Source organism: Gracilibacillus sp. HCP3S3_G5_2 (assembly GCF_052063305.1).
GTDB lineage: Bacteria > Bacillota > Bacilli > Bacillales > Amphibacillaceae > Gracilibacillus.
The window spans coordinates 106,223-123,511 of the sequence record NZ_JBQHXU010000009.1; the positions used below are offsets into that span (position 1 = coordinate 106,223).

At 37.0% G+C, this 17,289-nt stretch carries 17 protein-coding genes; 5 read left to right on the forward strand and 12 right to left on the reverse strand.

What is annotated here, in order from left to right:
• Positions 1 to 239: 239 nt before the first annotated feature.
• The 3 genes from ACTNEP_RS14270 to ACTNEP_RS14280 are packed head-to-tail and all read right to left on the reverse strand — an operon-like array spanning position 240 to position 4,153.
• Positions 240 to 1,766 (reverse strand): AraC family transcriptional regulator, encoded by a 1,527-nt coding sequence (locus ACTNEP_RS14270; RefSeq protein WP_441162698.1) that lies wholly within the window; start codon positions 1,764 to 1,766, stop codon positions 240 to 242.
• 4 nt (positions 1,767 to 1,770) lie between these two features.
• A complete protein-coding gene (locus tag ACTNEP_RS14275) occupies positions 1,771 to 3,180 on the reverse strand; it encodes a sensor histidine kinase (protein WP_441162699.1) in 1,410 nt (469 codons plus the stop codon).
• Positions 3,173 to 4,153 carry a sugar-binding protein gene (locus tag ACTNEP_RS14280; RefSeq protein WP_441162700.1) on the reverse strand — a complete coding sequence of 327 codons (981 nt, stop codon included), beginning with the start codon at positions 4,151 to 4,153 and terminating at the stop codon, positions 3,173 to 3,175. The genes ACTNEP_RS14275 and ACTNEP_RS14280 overlap by 8 nt, the downstream gene beginning before the upstream one ends.
• A gap of 170 nt (positions 4,154 to 4,323) precedes the next feature.
• On the opposite strand from ACTNEP_RS14280, the gene ACTNEP_RS14285 reads away from it, so the two are divergent.
• A complete protein-coding gene (locus ACTNEP_RS14285) occupies positions 4,324 to 4,623 on the forward strand; it encodes a four-helix bundle copper-binding protein (RefSeq protein WP_441162811.1) in 300 nt (99 codons plus the stop codon).
• Positions 4,624 to 4,649: 26 nt separating this feature from the next.
• Complete coding sequence (locus ACTNEP_RS14290) at positions 4,650 to 5,099, forward strand: DUF2188 domain-containing protein (RefSeq protein WP_441162701.1); 450 nt, start codon at positions 4,650 to 4,652, stop codon at positions 5,097 to 5,099.
• A gap of 69 nt (positions 5,100 to 5,168) precedes the next feature.
• On the opposite strand, the gene ACTNEP_RS14295 is transcribed toward ACTNEP_RS14290, so the two are convergent.
• The 3 genes from ACTNEP_RS14295 to ACTNEP_RS14305 form a co-directional block, all read right to left on the reverse strand.
• On the reverse strand, positions 5,169 to 5,987 hold the full coding sequence (locus ACTNEP_RS14295) for a polysaccharide deacetylase family protein (RefSeq protein WP_441162702.1): 819 nt from the start codon (positions 5,985 to 5,987) through the stop codon (positions 5,169 to 5,171).
• A 63-nt stretch (positions 5,988 to 6,050) separates the two neighbouring features.
• Positions 6,051 to 6,395: a DUF4260 domain-containing protein gene (locus ACTNEP_RS14300; protein ID WP_441162703.1), complete on the reverse strand. Its 345-nt coding sequence runs from the start codon at positions 6,393 to 6,395 to the stop codon at positions 6,051 to 6,053.
• Between the two features lie 209 nt (positions 6,396 to 6,604).
• Positions 6,605 to 8,047 carry a glycoside hydrolase family 1 protein gene (locus ACTNEP_RS14305; RefSeq protein ID WP_441162704.1) on the reverse strand — a complete coding sequence of 481 codons (1,443 nt, stop codon included), beginning with the start codon at positions 8,045 to 8,047 and terminating at the stop codon, positions 6,605 to 6,607.
• Between the two features lie 190 nt (positions 8,048 to 8,237).
• Here ACTNEP_RS14305 and ACTNEP_RS14310 point away from each other — a divergent pair, with 190 nt between their 5' ends.
• Positions 8,238 to 8,972: a MurR/RpiR family transcriptional regulator gene (locus ACTNEP_RS14310; RefSeq protein WP_441162705.1), complete on the forward strand. Its 735-nt coding sequence runs from the start codon at positions 8,238 to 8,240 to the stop codon at positions 8,970 to 8,972.
• Here ACTNEP_RS14310 and ACTNEP_RS14315 read toward each other — a convergent pair.
• Complete coding sequence (locus ACTNEP_RS14315; RefSeq protein ID WP_441162706.1) at positions 8,929 to 9,438, reverse strand: metal-dependent hydrolase; 510 nt, start codon at positions 9,436 to 9,438, stop codon at positions 8,929 to 8,931. The genes ACTNEP_RS14310 and ACTNEP_RS14315 overlap by 44 nt on opposite strands.
• A 310-nt stretch (positions 9,439 to 9,748) precedes the next feature.
• Here ACTNEP_RS14315 and ACTNEP_RS14320 point away from each other — a divergent pair, with 310 nt between their 5' ends.
• Positions 9,749 to 10,699, forward strand: a complete 951-nt coding sequence (locus ACTNEP_RS14320) for a sodium:calcium antiporter (RefSeq protein ID WP_441162707.1) — start codon at positions 9,749 to 9,751, stop codon at positions 10,697 to 10,699.
• 34 nt (positions 10,700 to 10,733) lie between these two features.
• Here ACTNEP_RS14320 and ACTNEP_RS14325 read toward each other — a convergent pair whose 3' ends face one another.
• The 3 genes from ACTNEP_RS14325 to ACTNEP_RS14335 form a co-directional block, all read right to left on the reverse strand.
• Positions 10,734 to 11,180 carry a DUF1801 domain-containing protein gene (locus ACTNEP_RS14325; protein WP_441162708.1) on the reverse strand — a complete coding sequence of 149 codons (447 nt, stop codon included), beginning with the start codon at positions 11,178 to 11,180 and terminating at the stop codon, positions 10,734 to 10,736.
• 149 nt (positions 11,181 to 11,329) lie between these two features.
• Positions 11,330 to 12,784, reverse strand: a complete 1,455-nt coding sequence (locus ACTNEP_RS14330) for a flotillin family protein (RefSeq protein WP_441162709.1) — start codon at positions 12,782 to 12,784, stop codon at positions 11,330 to 11,332.
• A gap of 15 nt (positions 12,785 to 12,799) precedes the next feature.
• Positions 12,800 to 13,282: a protease gene (locus tag ACTNEP_RS14335; protein WP_441162710.1), complete on the reverse strand. Its 483-nt coding sequence runs from the start codon at positions 13,280 to 13,282 to the stop codon at positions 12,800 to 12,802.
• 352 nt (positions 13,283 to 13,634) lie between these two features.
• Here ACTNEP_RS14335 and ACTNEP_RS14340 point away from each other — a divergent pair, with 352 nt between their 5' ends.
• A complete protein-coding gene (locus tag ACTNEP_RS14340; protein ID WP_441162711.1) occupies positions 13,635 to 14,057 on the forward strand; it encodes a VOC family protein in 423 nt (140 codons plus the stop codon).
• A gap of 44 nt (positions 14,058 to 14,101) precedes the next feature.
• Here ACTNEP_RS14340 and ACTNEP_RS14345 read toward each other — a convergent pair whose 3' ends face one another.
• Both ACTNEP_RS14345 and ACTNEP_RS14350 read right to left on the reverse strand, forming a co-directional pair.
• Positions 14,102 to 14,248 (reverse strand): hypothetical protein, encoded by a 147-nt coding sequence (locus ACTNEP_RS14345; RefSeq protein WP_441162812.1) that lies wholly within the window; start codon positions 14,246 to 14,248, stop codon positions 14,102 to 14,104.
• 65 nt (positions 14,249 to 14,313) lie between these two features.
• Positions 14,314 to 16,860 carry a transglycosylase domain-containing protein gene (locus tag ACTNEP_RS14350; RefSeq protein WP_441162712.1) on the reverse strand — a complete coding sequence of 849 codons (2,547 nt, stop codon included), beginning with the start codon at positions 16,858 to 16,860 and terminating at the stop codon, positions 14,314 to 14,316.
• Positions 16,861 to 17,289: the final 429 nt, after the last annotated feature.

Here is a 17,289-nt window from a genome sequence, read left to right on the forward strand (position 1 = left end):
CTCCCCCATTATGATGAATAAATTGATATCGTTTTCTTTTTACTTAGTTATACCCCTTTTTGATCCGCTTTCATTCTGCGTGAAAGGCTTATAACTTGTTGATATATTCAATTTATCATGTATCCACTTTCATGGTAGCGTCATCATCTTCACTTTTTTGTTATTTGCTAGACTTTTTTGTTATGATAAGGTGAAAGGATAATAAAGTTAAAGAAAAAAGCGATCTTCTAGACCGCTTTTTAAGCATGTTGTTTACGATAGTCACTTGGACTAACTCCTGTCTCTTTTTTAAAGACTCTACTGAAATAGTTAGGATCTTTATATCCGATTGTTAACGCAATTTCTTTCAATGATACTCGATCATCTAGTAATAAGTCTTTGGCCTTGGCTATTCTTGTTTGTGTAACATATTCAACAAAGGTAATGTGAAAATGTTCTTTAAATAGCTTACTCAAATAGTATGAGCTTAACCCAACTTCGTCTGCTACTTCCTCTAACGTTATATTTCTCTGATAGTTCGATTCAATATAGTCCTTTGCCTGCAACAGCAAACCGTGTATTCCAGTAGAACGCCAATCACGTACCAGTCTCACCATATTCTGCAAGTGTACCTTTGCTGCTTCTTTTATCTGTGTACTTGTTTCGAACTGATCAAAACTCATTTGCATATCCTGATCAAGCCCGAGTTCATTTGTTATCCTTGTTAACACAATAAAAAAGTTCTCCATCGTCTTTTGGATGATGGACACTTGATAGTTAGCATTTTGAAGTATGGCCTGAAAATAACGATCAAATAAATGAATACCTTGCTGTGCATCTCCTTTTTTGATCGCTTCTAATAACTCTTTTTCTTCCTCAAAATTAATCCGCTTTTTTCTATTTGAAGCCATCTGCTCATTAAAGACTTGATATTTAGCACTACGATGGGACTGCACTTGTTCTAAAGCATACAGCGCTTCTTCATATGAACGGGAGAAGTCCTGCAAATCCGTAAAAATTGTACCGACTCCAACATAAACTTGACAATCATGTAAACCTTGTTGAATTTCCTGTATGGCATCTCTTGCAAACTGATCGAGACTATTGTTTTCAACTTTGACTAATACCGGTACTTGATAGCCTGTCAGTGGTCCCACGTAAGTAGGATGAGGAAGCCTTGACAATCCATTCTTTAAAGTTCGGTACCAATTACTTTTCTTTGCACGATCAGGTGTTGAGGACACCGAATGAAATGAAAATACGGCGGCAAATCCTTTTGTATTCTCGATATCCAACCATTTCGTCCAATCTTCTGTATTAAACTCATGCACATGATCCATCATCAGCGTTAATATAAATTCCATTTCAACCAGTGAACTTGCTTGTTCTAATCGTTTATTCCAGTCTTTTCTTTCTGATAACTCTGCAACCATACGATCATACGCCTCTAACACCTCCGAGACCTTGCTTGGCTTCAACAAATATTCTTTAATGCCAAAATTCATTGCCCGTTTAGCATATTGAAAGGTATCAAACGCAGAAACCATTATACATTTTGTATCAGGTAATTCTTCAAGAATCTTCTCAATTGCTACCAAGCCATCAAATTCAGGCATTTTAATGTCCATAAAAATAATGTCAGGCTGATGAATAGCGGCTAGTTCCACTGCTTCTTTACCATTTTTCGCTTCCGCGATAATTTCAGCATTAGGTCTGTTACGATGGAGCATCATTCGAATTCCTTCACGTTCAATCGCCTCATCGTCTACAAGCATAACTTTGACCATTCTGTCACTCCTTTCTTAGTCTAATCGTTACCTTCGTACCTTTACCGATCTCTGATTCAATCGATACTTCACTCTCTCGATCAAATAACTTCAGACGGTCCATAACATTGCGCATGCCGATACCTGTGGAATGCCCTTTTCTGTTCGTATCATTACTTTCTTCAGCTGTAAGTAAACGGTCAATCGTTTTCTGATCCATTCCTTTGCCATTATCTGTTATTTCTACCCAAACTTTTTCTAACTTTTGATAAATAGCAAGGGTAATCTTGGCCCCCTCCGCCATTTCCTCAATACCATGCATAAAGGCATTCTCGATAATAGGCTGTAACGTCAGACAAGGAATAGGTGCCTGTAAACATTCCTCGTCAATCTGCTCTTGAAAGGTTACCCTGTCACCGAACCTTGTTTTTTGAATAAAGAAATATTCTTTCACAATCTCTACTTCATCCTTTAAAGAAGTTTCCCTGTCCAGACTCCCGATATTATAGCGTAACAAGGCAGAAACAGAAGAAATTAAATCACTGGTTCGCTCTGCCCCCTCGATATAGGATGTTTTAGAAATAGTATTTAATGTGTTAAACAAAAAATGAGGATTAATTTGGTTTTGTAAGCTCTTCAATTCCATTTCCTTTAACAATTGCGTCATACGTGCTTTTTCCTTCATTTCCCGAATTGCCTCCACAATATTCCATTTCATTTGATTAAATGTTTCCGTTAAAATTTTTAATTCATCCTTTTGTGGAACATCAACATCAGCCACTGTATAATTACCCTGTGAGATTTCTTTCGCAGCACTTGTCAAACGCTCAATTGCTCTTGTAATACCATTCGAAAACCACAATGCAAACAAAATACTAAGGATCATGACAGAAACAAAGATGGCTGTTCCCATATTTTTCGTATAATCAACTCGTTGATCTTCCAATTCTATTACATTTTGATAAACGGTTAGTTCTGAATTAATTAGCTCTAGTGTTTTCTCATGAATATAAGTCGCACTATTGTCTGCTTCATTCAGATAATAAGAATATTGCTCAATGTTATCCTGCACGACCCCTTCTGCTGTAAGATCCGTCAATTCCAAAAAGCTTGTTAGTAAATGGACATAATTTTTCTTGTCTATACTATCTTCTGCAGTAGTCACAAACTGTTGCTGCAGCTCTGTTAATCGTTGCTTGTCCCGTTCATAGTACTGCAGGTTTTCTTCTGTTGGTTCATGAACAAAAATTTGCAGTGATTGATACGTCTCATCCGTATTATTGGTAATTTCATTTAATAAATAATAATAATCGGAACTTTCATCATGTAGTTCGACAATTCTTTGTGCACTTTGTTCTCGAATAAAAAATAAGATAATCACTAATAGCAGAATTGCAGCGAAATAAATGAGTAATTTAGTTCGGATCCTAATCATGAAAATCACCTATATTCTCTTTCCTTACTACTGACGCATTTGTATGGTATACATCCTCTATTTCCTGATTATTCAATAAGTCAACCATTAATTCTACACTATTGTGCCCCATTTCATAGGGTTTTTGGCCAATTAATGCATCAATTTTTTCTTGCTCCAATAACGCGATATTGGAAGGCAACGTATCGAAAGCGATCATATAGATGGATTCTTCTACTCCTAATGATTCAGCAGCAGCAACCATACCAATACCATCTAATGCACTCGTTCCATATAAAGCGGTAATGTTAGGGTATTCTGTTAAGATACTGTACGTCTTCTCCTCTGCAATAACTCTCGTAATATTTGATTCCTCAATGGCCACAATATCAATTCCAGGTTCTTGTTCAATAACATCTCTAAACCCTTGTACCCGCAAATCATGATGAGCGTTTTCAAAACTACCAGTGATAATCCCAACAGTGGCTTCACCCCCGGTATCTTCTACTAATGTCTGACCAGCAAGCTTGCCTGCTTCATAATTATCCGTTCCAATATATGTTGACCTCTTACTCTCAGGTGCATCCGTATCTATCGTTATAACCGGAATACCTTGTTCTACTGCTTGATTAATCACAGGTAAAAACTGATCATTCAAAGCTTGTACAATAATACCGTCGACTTTAGATTTGATGGCAATATCCAGCAACTTCAGTTGTTCCTCAGGATTAGAACGTCTAGGTCCTTCGTATTCCACAAATACGTCGTACTTTTCCTCCATATCTTTTGCTCCTTCACCAACTAAACGCCAATAATCATGATCCATTTCTTCCCCTATTAAAGCAAAATGAAAAGTTGGTACCTCTTCTTTTAAGGTCGCATCCGTTATTTTGGATTGATAGGTTTTAGATTGTATATAAAAATATATCGAAAAGCTAACTGCTATCACAAAACAAGAAATAAGGAAAATATTGATTAATTTATTATTTCTCATGTCAACCTCCTGTCATCCCTGATGATACGAATTATCATAGCACACCCATTTTAATACGCAAACCAACACCACTTACGTTTATTTCTACTATATTCGGGAATTGTACTTACATCATTATAGTCCAATGATCGGAGGTAGAAAAGGTGATTGCCAAGGAGCACCAAAAGCTGATGGATGCATTACACATTTGCATGACGAAATGTAACCATTGTTTTAATGCTTGCTTAAAAGAAGAAAAAGTTGAACTGATGACCGAATGTATTCAATTGGACCGTGAATGTGCGGAAATGTGTAATTACCTAAAAACAGCTATTACAAGAAATTCTTCATTTATCAAGGAATTATCTGCTGTCTGTGCTGAAATTTGCCAATCATGTGGAGAAGCATGCAACAAACATCATCAAGTTCATTGTCAACGATGTGCGGAAGCCTGTTTCCAATGTGCTCAAGCATGCAGAGAAATTGCTTAAATAATTTGGCAGAAAGGAGTCATAAAATGCCTTGGGATACGAATGATTATCCTAGTTCTTTGAAAAATTTAGACACTGTTGTCAGAAAAAAAGCTATTGATATTGCCAATGCAATGGTCGATGAAGGATATAAAGAAGGACAAGCTATTCCTATTGCAACCGAACAGGCAAAAGAATGGTATAAAAATGCCTCTCGCAGGGAAATTCACCAAGTTGAACAAATGAGTGATGAAGACTTACGCAGCCGTGGTGAAGATGCTCAAGATAGTCGGCCTGAATTATTGGAAAAAGGAGAGCATGTTCTTCCCCATGATGATGGATGGGCTGTAAAAGCTGAGGATGCAAAACAAGCATCTAACGTTTTCACTACAAAGCAAGAAGCTATTGATCGGGCAAAAGAGATTGCGGCAAATAAAGGGACTACTATCGTTATCCATAAAAAAGATGGATCCATTCAGGCAAAGAAACAATTGTAGCATTGGTTAAATAGGGAGACTGGCTTAAAGGGAACTTCTCTCTCCCTCCATAGCCAGTCTTCTTAATAATCATTTTCGTGCCTCTTCCTTTGTCAAATTCACTAGTTTACCTCCAGGTACCTCTACAACTCGTTCATCGACACTTAACCAAACAGTTTGTACGGACGGATTATAAACAAATTGACTATTTGCTGAGAAATGCAATCTTCTAAAGGCATAGAGATAATCAACGATTTCCATATTCGTAGCATACCAAATATCCTCTCTACCACCTACAAATTCAGAGAACTGCTCGATTAACTCCCAATTATCATCTTGATCAAATTCATAGCTATGGCCCCAAACATAAAACATATATAAGTATTGTTTTTTATATAAGGCAACAAACTCCTCTGCCAGTTGTAAAAGGTTTCGGTTATGATGACAAGTTGGGTTCCATTCGATAAAATCATCTGGCATCCCAAAGTTTCCTGTACTATTAACGGTTCTTGCATATTCAACCCCTAAGTAAGGCAACAATTCTTTAATGAGTGAGTTATAGGAACCATTTGGATAGGATAGTCCCCTTACTGGATAGCCTGTCAGTTCTTCCAGGTTTTTACGGTCTTCCATCACTTCTTCTATTAGCTGCTCTTTTGGAGATCGTGCAATGGTAGGATGTGTGAACGTATGTGCTGACAACTCATGGCCTTGATAGAGGGATGCAATATCTTCTTTTGCTATTCTGCCTCCTGCTCCTAGCAATCCAGCATTCAAGTGAAATGTTCCTTTTATTCCATAATGATTAAAGATATTAACTAAGCGTCGATCTGCTTCTTTTCCATCATCATAGCTCATCGTTAACACTTTGAATTTCCCATTCGGAAAAGCCATCATCACTTTTGGCATTGTCCTCCTCCTCCTCTTTAGTCCAAAACACTATCATTCTATCAAAACGGATATCAAGTGAAATTACATCCGGTCAAAGTGTGTGTCCTTAAACCCACTGGGATATTTTAATCCATACCCAACCATTCGATCCATGCCAATATGTGCTGTCCAAATTAAACTGATCGCTAATAACAAATCATTGACAAGAAAACCGATCAAGACACCGCAAAGTGAAAAGACATAGGTATGAAAAAGATTATAGATAACAGAACCAATTTTGTTATTAATAAGATATCCTAGCATTGAAAGATCTGGTATCAGTAATAATAGTAGCAACATCAGCCAACCAAACGAAAAGTAAAAATATGCATAAAGACTTAACGCCAAAACAACAGCACCTTCTAGATGCAGCAATAATTTATTCATCGTACACCGCCTTATTTCATGATAGTACCATTGTACTCCTAAACAACGTTTCAACGAATTAAATTTATGTAAACATTCTTATGAAAATTATATTCTAATGAAAGAAGAAAGTCTAAAATAAGTGAGCACAGTAATGACAAAGGCTGGACATTAATCCACGAAAAAAAGAAGAAGAGATACATGCCCCTTCTTCTTTCCTGCTTTTGCTTTTATAGCTCTTTGCCATTAGTCTTAATCACCTTTTGATACCAGAAAAATGATTTTTTTCTGCTTCGTTCAAGGGTCCCATTACCTTCATCATCTTTATCCACATAGATGAAGCCATAACGTTTCGACATCTCACCAGTAGAGGCGCTTACTAAATCAATACAACCCCAAGCAGTATATCCCATTAAATCAACACCATCTTCTATTGCTTCTCCCATCGCAACAATATGATCACGTAGATAGTCTATTCGATAATCATCATCGATAGAGCCATCTTCTTCTACAACATCTTTCGCTCCTAGTCCGTTTTCCACCACAAAAAGCGGTACCTGGTAACGATCATATAATTGATTTAAGGCAATTCTTAAACCGGTTGGGTCAATCTCCCAACCCCAGTCACTTGCTTTTAAGAATGGATTTCTTACACCAGCCAAAATGTTACCCTCTGCTTGTTTCTTTCCCCTTTTTTCTTTCTTCTCTGTGCGAGACATGTAGTAACTGAAACCTATATAATCAACGGTATGTTCCTTAATCAGCTCTAAATCGCCTTCTTTTATGTCTAGTTCGATATCGTGTTCTTTAAAGTAGCGAGTCATAAATGCAGGATACTCACCTCGCACCTGTACATCTGCACAATAATAATTAAAGAGACGCTCTTCCTCAAGTGCATGCATGACATTTTCTGGATTCGAATCATAGGGGTAGACTGGTGCATATAAAATCATACAACCAATTTGCGCATCAGGAATTATTTCGTGACAAGCTTTTACGGCTAAGCTACTTGCAACAAATTGATGGTGAAAAGCTTGGAATGTTGGCGTATAATTATCCTCTTCATTTTGGATCGAAAAGCCCAGCCCCATAATCGGCATGATTAAACCACTATTAATTTCATTAAAAGTCATCCAGTATTTCACTTTGTTTTTATAGCGTTCCAAAATCACTCTAGTATAACGCTCGAAGAACGTTACCACTTCTCTACTTCTCCAACCACCATAATTCTTCACTAAATTAACTGGCATTTCATAATGAGAAATCGTTACAACTGGCTCAATATTGTGTTTATGGAGTTCATCAAAGACACGGTCATAAAAGGCTAGTCCTGCTTCACTAGGCTCTGTTTCATTGCCATTCGGAAAGATTCGCGTCCAAGCTATTGACATTCGAAATACTTTAAAACCCATCTCTGCAAACAGCGCAATATCTTCCTTATAGCGATGATAAAAATCAATCGCTTCATGGTTCGGATACGTATACTTCTCTGTATTCACTTCAAAGTTAAATCCAGGTTCTTTTAAAATATCGAGACGCCCTTTTCCACCAGGTAATACATCTGCTATATTTAAACCTTTGTTACCTTCATCGAATCCACCTTCAATTTGATTAGCAGCAGTGGCTCCACCCCAGAGGAAATTTTCCGGAAAATAATAGGTGTTTGTTGTCATGATCTAACCTCCTGTTACATTATGCTACTTTGCATTATAGTTTGGATCTAAATGATGGTAAATATGAATCTTCCTTTCTGTTGAATATAACTGGTTTCGTCACATGTTTCATTGATGTTACAAGGTGTAACACATTTTAGCTTATGTTAAAATAGAGGGGGAATTTTGCTTAAAGAAAGGATTCAACAGAATGTTTACTCATGAGATGATAGCGTCCTTCAATGAATTAGAGCTAGCGTTATATAACTATATATCACAAAATAGAGAAAAAGTGGCTTACATGAGAATACGTGAATTGGCAGATGAAACACATGTATCGACAGCTACGATTTTACGCTTTTGCCGAAAAGTAAACTGTGATGGCTTTTCGGAGTTTAAGGTAAAACTAAAGATCGATTTAGAAGAAAACAAGCGAACGGTTATCAAAAGCCCTCAACAGTCTATTACCGAATTCTTCGAGCGCACGCTAACCGGTGATTTAGAAAAAAATATGCATGCAGCAGCTATGTTAATAGCTGAAGCAGAGAATGTGATTTTCACCGGAATAGGTAGTTCAGGTATATTGGCAGAATATGGAGCAAGGTATTTTTCCAGTATGGGAAAATTCTCTGTCTATATTAAAGATCCACACTATCCGATTCATGCTAAGTTTCGTTATAATAGTGTAGCAATTATCCTGTCAGTGTCAGGTGAGAATCCTTTTACCGTGACTCAGGTTAATCAGCTGAAACAAGAAGGCAGTAAAATCATCAGTATTACTAACAACAAATTATCTACGATAGCAAAAATCTCCGATATCAATCTTGCATATTATGTTACGGAAGAATGGGTCCAGGATTCTAATATCACCACACAAGTACCCGTTGTATATATTTTGGAATCTATTGCAAGAACAATAGATTTTTCAGGAAAAGAGAAGAAATAGTAGCGATGTCTTTTCCAAAGTAAATAGTCAATAATGTTAAACCTAATAACACAAGATTTTCTACTGTACCACCGGTTTTCGTTGTAAATGGAAATCTTACCGTTATGTTCACTGGATAAAGTAATTTTATTCCTTGCTTCGTCATAGAATCTAATAGGAAGTGGCTGATCATCCCAATAAGAACACCCGTAACAAATGAGGTATTACTAGTAATCAGAGATAATATAAATGCCATTAAAAGCAAAAATAATAGACTATGTGTAAAAGTCCGGTGACCAAATAGCGTATTAATCAATTTAGACAGGAGTGGAAATTTTCGGCCAATTTTACTTCCTCCATGACATATGTCTGGTATTATTCCCCCTATAGCTCCTGCAAATATAAACCAAGCAGGATCATAATCTGTAAAAGTGGCCATCACAGTAGTTGCTGCGATCCCACCCATAATATGTGTTTTTCCTGTCATATGTATGTCTCCTTTTTAATGTTACAGATAGTTGTTAAAATGAGGGTATTTATCATACCATATCCATTCTTTTCTATCAAGAATATATGTTCGCTGTTTTTGTATAACTAATTTCACTAACTTTCAAACTAAGCTTATAACAGTATAATGTGAGTGTATTGATCACGTTGATAAGCGAATGTATGACCTACACTTCAAGCTTCATGTTAGCTTAGGGGTAACAGACGTTTACAACCTGATTAGTTTCGCTAATGATGAGTGGGGGACAACCCTCACTCATCATAGTCTCACTATATAGGGAGGATAATCTATGACATTCATCGTTTTTTTCCTGGCAGCTATCATTGTTATTTATGCTGCAATTCAATTAAATAAATATGGAGACGTGATCAATCAAAAATCATCACTAAGCGGAGCAATGGTGGGGACATTTCTAATAGGTGGTGCGACAAGCTTACCAGAGTTAACAACTAGCTTAACTGCTGTATATATTGACAATGCCGATATTGCCGTTGGTAACATGCTAGGAAGCAACGTGTTTAACGTGTTAATTTTAATGTTGTTTGATTTTATTTATCGAAAAAGGAAAGTATTCAACACAGTCGATCCAAAAGCACACATACCGGTAGCGAATACCGGCTTTGTCATGACTGCATTATTAGTTATTGCTATTCTTTGGGACAACTCCCCTAGTTTTTTTAATATCGGCTTCGAGATGTACCTGCTGATGATTCTTTATTTATTTTTCGTGAGAAAGCTCGATAATGAGGAAGAAGATATTGAAGTGATATCTCCATACACTTTAAAACAAGGTATCATTCGTTTTATCCTTGCAGCAATTGTGGTCTTTCTGGCAGGAAGCACACTAACTATTTCAGGTGATGCCATCGCCGAACAAACAGGAATGGACTCCAGTTTTGTCGGTAGTTTTTTGATTGCTGCATCGACCTCTCTACCTGAATTGGTGACAGTACTTGCAGCCTTCCAGATGGCCAAATACTCACTTGCAATCGGCTCTATTTTAGGAAGTAATCTGTTTAATCTACAGCTACTGGTGATCACTGATATTTTCTATCAAAAAGGGCCGATTTTAAATATGACAAGCCTATCCAATGCGATGACCGCATTACTTGGGCTGATAATGATCTTCCTAACGATCTATGCACTACAACGGCCGTTTATCAAACACGGAATCATCTATTTACTGCCAGCAGGAACAACCATTATACTGTATTTTATTGCTACCTATATCATGTTTTAATAATGTTGATAGGACAGAAAGAGGCTTCTTACCTTCATTCTGTCCTATGTCTATACATTTGAATCCATTCATCAACGGTGATTTTTGCAGATAATTCACCAAGCAGTTTAAATGGTATGTTTTTAGGATTAGTAAATCTGATACAGCTCTTCCCCATGTTCAACTTAGTAGTCATATGATGAGGATATTCCCTTTGAAACCAATTCAGCAATTCTTTCTTCGCGTAAATTCCCATATGATAAACAGCGATATGCTTCTTTTGAACTGCAATACTAATAAAAGGGAGTGGTGTGCCTTCTTCGACATGGTAACCTTCTGGAAATGTTGTCAACGGAACAACAAACGAAGGCATACCATACTGCATCTCAAGAGTAAAACCATCAGGTATATTTTCCTTAATCGTATGGTAGAGTTTGATAAACGATTCATGCCATTTTTCCTCTTTATCTTGTAAATATGCTTGGATTATCGCTGTGGACATACTATTCCTCCTTTTTTTCTATTGTAGCATAACGATTTGTTAGTGATTGCTACAAGATCCGCTTCTTACATAATAAGAGGACAGGTTTCAGCCTGCCCTCTGTTATATATAGTATTTTTTCTAATTGAGCACCAAATAACATGTGTAGCTTATTCACTATCAGCTGCTACAGGTTGTTTTTCAGCTTTTGCTTCTGTAAAACTTTCCTTAATTTTCGTTTCATTATTGGCTGCTACATTATCAAGCATCCCTTTCAAATCAACTCCAGATACATCTTTTAACGTTTCAGGTAATTGGCTCATTAATTTGGTAACATAGTTACTCATGCGTGTCGCACCATCGCCTTCACCGTTTCCATTATCCACAACTGTCACCTTGTCAATTGCACGAACTGGTTCAGCAATTTTTCCGGCAAACTCAGGGAGCATTTTGATGATCATCTCGAGGATTGCTGCTTCACCATATTTCTCCATTGCTTCCGCGAGTTTTTCTTTCGCTTCCGCTTCTGCTAGACCTTTTTGACGGATAGCATCGGCTTCTGCTTCCCCATCTAAGCGAATTTGAGCAGCTTCCGCTTCTGCTTGTTTGACACGAGTGACTTTGTCAGCTTCTGCCTTCTGTTCAGCTGCATAACGTTCTGCCTCTGCTTTTTTAGAGATTTCTGCTTCATATTGGCGTTGCTTACGAAGTACTTCTTTTTCGTCAATTTCGATTTGTTTATTTTTCTCTACGAGCTGGATTTGCATTTCTTCGAGTTTGACCTGTTGTTCAGATTTTGCACCCTGCAACTTATAAGCCATATCTGCTTCTGCCTTAGCTGTATCCTGTTCACGCTTATAGGACGCTATTTTCAATTCTTTTTCTTTCGTTGATTCGGCAATTTGTGTTTCACTTAATAATTCTGCACTTTGACTTTCACGCTCTGCTTGTGCTTTTTGAATACGAGCATCTCTCATTGCGTTAGCTTCAGCGATTTGGGCATCTCTTTTTACTTCTGCAATACGTGGCTTCCCTAATGCTTCCAGGTAACCATTCTCGTCTTGAACATCTTTTATCGTAAACGAGACAATTTGTAACCCCATTTTCTTCAAATCTACTGCAGCTTGTGTTTGTACTTCTTGGGCAAAGCGTTCACGATTTCGATAGATCTCTTCTACTGTCATCGTTCCTAAAATTGCTCGCAAGTGGCCTTCTAGTACTTCTTGTGCTTCTTTTCTAAGTTCAGCGTTGTCTTTTCCTAAAAATTGCTCCCCTGCTGTTGCAATTCCTTCTGTTGTGCTTTGCACTTTAATAATCGCTGTTCCATCAGCCATGACGGGAACACCATTTTCCGTATATACATTCGGCGTCGAAATATCAAGACTATGAGAGCGTAAACTGATATTCTCATATTGTTGAAAAATCGGCAGAATAAATGCACCACCACCACGAACGATCTTAATACCTCCGCCATCTTCCGTTTTGTGAACATTCTTATTTCCTAAAAAGCTACCTGTTACGATCATAGCATCATCTGCGCCAACGGTCTTATAACGAGCAGCAAATAAAATCGCAAATGCTAGTATAACCGCAACGACAACACCTATTACAATCAAAAAATCCATTCTTAGCCTCCTAATTTAAATCTCATCAAGTTCTGAAACATATAACACATGCTCTTCGGCTTTAACTACCACAATCTGTTTTCCTTGCTTAATCTCTTTTTGGTCAAAACTTGCCGCTGTTTCACTACGACTCCCACTAGTTAAAGAAATAAATACTTCCCCCATGCCTTGAGCAGGAATTGTTGTAATTACCTCGCCCGCTTTACCTTCTAAGTCCTGAATCGAAATCGAAGTAGAGGATTCAGCATGGGACATTGGAATTACGAGAAAATAATAAATTAGTAAATATGCCCCTATTCCTATTAATATACTAATCAGTAATACATAGAGTTCACTTAAGGAAGAATACTTAGTCAGTAAGACACCTGATCCTCCGACAACAGATAAAGTACCAAAAAGCAGTAATGGATTAAAAAAATCTCCTAAACTATCAAATAAACTATCCAAGATTCCGTCCAAAACATTGCCAAGTAATAGGGAAATAATCGCAACTGCCAAACTCCCCCATAACAGCCACCAATAAATATCTAATACTCCAATATGTACACCCCCTCTTAATATATACGAATCAAATGCTAAAAAGTTTCCATTTATATGGATAAAAGGAGAAATATGCACTATTTCTATGCATATTTCTTGCTATTTTAGCATATTAAGACAATTACAACTATATATCTCCAGTTTTTTCAAGAATTTTGTATAGTTAGCATATAATAGATACGCATGCGAAAAATCATACATTATGTAGGGGAAAAAAGCACGACAAGTAATAAAGCTATTCATAAGAAGAATGGTTATTACCTCTGCCATGTTACAATAGATGAAAAAACAGCTGTGAAAGGTGATTTTTATGAAAAAAGAATTAGATCATATTGGAGTTGCAGTTAGAAATTTGGATGAAAGTATCGATTTTTATTTACATGTATTAGGGGGAGAATTAATCGATCGGTATCGGAGTGAAGCAGCCGGTGTGGAAAGTGAAATTGCTATCATAGATATAGAAGGGGCTCGTACGGAACTATTGATGCCAACTAATAATACCACCTCGCCTATTGCCCGGTTTATCAAACAAAAAGGGAAAGGAGTTCACCATATCGCTTATCATGTAAGTGATTTAGATGTAGCGATCGAAGTTTTAAAGAAGCAAGGAGTTCGTGTAATGGAAAATACCCTAAGAATCAATAAGCATGGTAGACGTTTGATCTACTTAAATCCTGCTGATACAGGAGGAACCATTATTGAATTTTGTGATTATCCGGAGATGAAGGAATAATTTATGCCAGCCACTATAAATGGCTGGCATTTCACTAGATTCCGTCACATTTTTTTACGATAACCCAACATTAAGAAGATACCTAAAATAAGAAGGAAGATGACCATCGTTAATGCAATAACCCATAAGCTGTCTGGCTCTATTGCCCAGCCTAATAACATGATTCCGACTGAAATAACCGGTGACATGATATAATAGGCCTTTGCCTAATATAACCAGCCATAAGGGAAAAGTATTGCTCTTCCGTACGAAGTCGTTAGCCTTCTTCTTCTCCCTTTTGCTCTTCTTGTTGTTTATTTTCTTCCTCTTTCTTCTTCTCTTCTTCTTGTTTTTTACGCTCCTCTTCTTTTCTCTTCTCTTCTTCCTGTTTTTTACGCTCTTCCTCTTTTTTCTTCTCTTCTTCCTGTTTTTTACGCTCTTCTTCTTTTCTCTTCTCTTCTTCCTGCTTTTTACGCTCTTCCTCTTTTTTCTTGTCTTCTTGCTTATTACGTTCTTCTTCTTTTCTCTTCTCTTCTTCTTGCTTATTACGTTCTTCTCTCTTCTCTTCTTCCTTACGTTCTTCTTCTTTTTCCTTTTCTTCGTCATCCTCTGTCGGATACATCTCGATGAAACGAGTGGTACCTTGAAGTCCTACAAATTTAGAATTGAATATGTCTGAACCTCTATGAACAATCCCTTCCGGTTCTTGAAAACGTTGAGAAGGATTCATCAATTCAGCATCCACATCATAAGCTGTATTGGCAATTCGTGCCCAAATTCGTTGTAAACGCGGACTATAATCATTATCAAGCACTAAATTCTCCGGATATCCTAGCCAAACCCCTAGTGTTACATTTGGATTTGTTGCGACAAACCAGTAATCTTTCGCTTCTTGAGATGTACCAGTTTTCCCTGCCCAATCTGCTTGGAATTTTAGCTGACTTGGAATTCCTGCTGCTGTTCCTCCCCCACGTAATACATCCCGTAACATATCAATAATTAAATAGGATGTTTGTGGTGAAAATACATTCACTGTTTCCTTTTCATGTCGATAAATTTCTTCCCCATCATTCGTTTCAATACTTTCAATCAAATAAGATTTTACATAATCCCCGCCATTAGCAAAGGTCGCAAATGCATTCACATTTTGCTCTACTGTAACGTCAATTTGGCCTAAGGGAGCTGACTCTGGCAAGGCATTTTCAAAATAATGAAAACCTAGTTTATCAAATACTTCTTTGGAATAGTCTGCTGGTACTTCTTTAAACGCTCGGATAGCTGGTATGTTTCTTGATTGGGCTAAAGATTGGCGAATTGTTAGCTTACCTTTATAGCTCCCATCAAAATTTTTAATCAGCTGATTATTATCCCGATAAAACTCCTCTGTATCAGGCATAATCGTATCAGGCTGGATGATTCCCAATTCCAATGCTGGAGAATAGGCAATTAATGGTTTCATTGTAGAACCGTTAGGACGTACTGCTTGTGTTGCTAGGTTAAATTGATTATCCGTTTTTCCTTCATCACGTCCACCGATATATGCTAAAATCGCGCCGGTAGAATTATCGAGCAAAACAGCAGCGACTTCTTCTTTATCTATTTTTGTTTCTCCATCTTTTGATACCGTCCGTTCACTACCGAACAATGAATTATCACTTACTGTTTCCTGAAGCGCATCATATAGTTCTTTATCAATAGTTGTATGAATTTTGTAACCATTTTGTCTTAAGGCAGCTGTTGCCTTTAGTTGATATTCTTCTCGTACTTGGTCTCTTTCCTCTTTATCCTCTATCTCACTTAACACAATATCATCTTCAGCAAGCAGCTGATCCCTTAAAATATCTGAAGCACGCTTTAAAATGTCATTTGTTAAGTATTGATACTTATCAAGAGACGTTGGGGTTGGGGATGTTAAGTTTTCTTTTATATCATACGTTAATGCTTCTTGATATTCTTGTTCTGTTATATAACCATTTTTTATCATGTTTGTTAGTACAGTTTTCATTCGGTTTAAGCCCGGATTAATATCTTCCTTTACGGTACCCTCACTTGTAAAAGGTGTATAACCAAATGGACTTTGTGCCAATCCAGCAATAAATGCAGCTTGGGGAATATTCAACTCACTTGCATCCACCCCAAAAATTCCTTGCGCTGCAGCTTGAACACCGCTGATTTGCCGGCCATTGGCGTTTCGACCAAAAGGAGTGACATTTAGATAGGCTTCCAATATTTCTTCTTTATCCATAAATTTTTCCAGACGAAGAGCTAGTAAAATTTCAGTAGCTTTTCTTTCGAAGGATACTTCATTTGTTAGAATTTGTTGTTTAATCAATTGTTGTGTTAATGTACTTCCACCTGTCTGTACACTTGCATTGGTAACTTCTTGTACGCCCGCACGTAAAATCGCTTTGGGAACAATACCCTCATGCTCATAAAAATATTCATCTTCTGTCGAAATCAAGGCATGGATGACATGTTCAGAAACATCCTCTAAATCGATTTCATACCTTTCTAACTCGGTAGGGACTGTCCCTAAATAAATGTTATCAGCAAAATAAATTGCACTTGTTTCCTCATAGCTATAAATAGCATTTCGCAATTCTTCTTCAGAACTTAACGGTTCATCTTTGACAAGTGAAGCAAAATAACCTGCTGCTGTTCCTCCAGCAAAAAGAAAAGATAAAATGATAAAAACGCAGAGAATTAAAACTAATTTATTAACTACAAGGTACGTAATCCTCATATTTCTAGATAATTTTTTCAGGTTACATTTATCAAATACACTTCGAAATTGCTCAGTAAAGGAAGAAAATCTTTTTTTCATTGGAACCTCCTATTTATCAGTATCATGTTAATGTATACTTATAGCCCCTGATAAGTTGCTCGAATTAAAGGGGGGAAGGTCAATTTCCTCTCCATATTCACTATACACTATCTGATAATCTTGTTAATAATCTATCTTTATCACTAGTAATCTAGGATTATTTAAACCTTTTAAACGCGACCGTTCTTATTCCTTCATTGTTTATTCTGAGACGGAATGTACGTTAGCTAGAGAAACACTGGCTCGTAGCTGCCAGTGTTCCCCTCTCATTCGAGTACCTTCCCAATAAATCATGGTTAAATAGTTTTTAGTTTGATCGATTATTATTATATAACAAAAAAAGACTAGTTTGCTATTACTAGCCTTCTTTTTATGTCATTTTTTCATCATTTCATGTGTACTAGCTAAGGGCAATATTTCTGATCGCGT

Coding starts and splice junctions, on each gene's coding strand:
- ACTNEP_RS14270 (WP_441162698.1), bottom strand. CDS start 1,766: ATGGTCAAAGTTATGCTTGTAGACGATGAGGCGATTGAACGTGAAGGA.
- ACTNEP_RS14275 (WP_441162699.1), bottom strand. CDS start 3,180: ATGATTAGGATCCGAACTAAATTACTCATTTATTTCGCTGCAATTCTG.
- ACTNEP_RS14280 (WP_441162700.1), bottom strand. CDS start 4,153: ATGAGAAATAATAAATTAATCAATATTTTCCTTATTTCTTGTTTTGTG.
- ACTNEP_RS14285 (WP_441162811.1), top strand. CDS start 4,324: ATGGATGCATTACACATTTGCATGACGAAATGTAACCATTGTTTTAAT.
- ACTNEP_RS14290 (WP_441162701.1), top strand. CDS start 4,650: ATGCCTTGGGATACGAATGATTATCCTAGTTCTTTGAAAAATTTAGAC.
- ACTNEP_RS14295 (WP_441162702.1), bottom strand. CDS start 5,987: ATGCCAAAAGTGATGATGGCTTTTCCGAATGGGAAATTCAAAGTGTTA.
- ACTNEP_RS14300 (WP_441162703.1), bottom strand. CDS start 6,395: ATGAATAAATTATTGCTGCATCTAGAAGGTGCTGTTGTTTTGGCGTTA.
- ACTNEP_RS14305 (WP_441162704.1), bottom strand. CDS start 8,047: ATGACAACAAACACCTATTATTTTCCGGAAAATTTCCTCTGGGGTGGA.
- ACTNEP_RS14310 (WP_441162705.1), top strand. CDS start 8,238: ATGTTTACTCATGAGATGATAGCGTCCTTCAATGAATTAGAGCTAGCG.
- ACTNEP_RS14315 (WP_441162706.1), bottom strand. CDS start 9,438: ATGACAGGAAAAACACATATTATGGGTGGGATCGCAGCAACTACTGTG.
- ACTNEP_RS14320 (WP_441162707.1), top strand. CDS start 9,749: ATGACATTCATCGTTTTTTTCCTGGCAGCTATCATTGTTATTTATGCT.
- ACTNEP_RS14325 (WP_441162708.1), bottom strand. CDS start 11,180: ATGTCCACAGCGATAATCCAAGCATATTTACAAGATAAAGAGGAAAAA.
- ACTNEP_RS14330 (WP_441162709.1), bottom strand. CDS start 12,784: ATGGATTTTTTGATTGTAATAGGTGTTGTCGTTGCGGTTATACTAGCA.
- ACTNEP_RS14340 (WP_441162711.1), top strand. CDS start 13,635: ATGAAAAAAGAATTAGATCATATTGGAGTTGCAGTTAGAAATTTGGAT.
- ACTNEP_RS14350 (WP_441162712.1), bottom strand. CDS start 16,860: ATGAAAAAAAGATTTTCTTCCTTTACTGAGCAATTTCGAAGTGTATTT.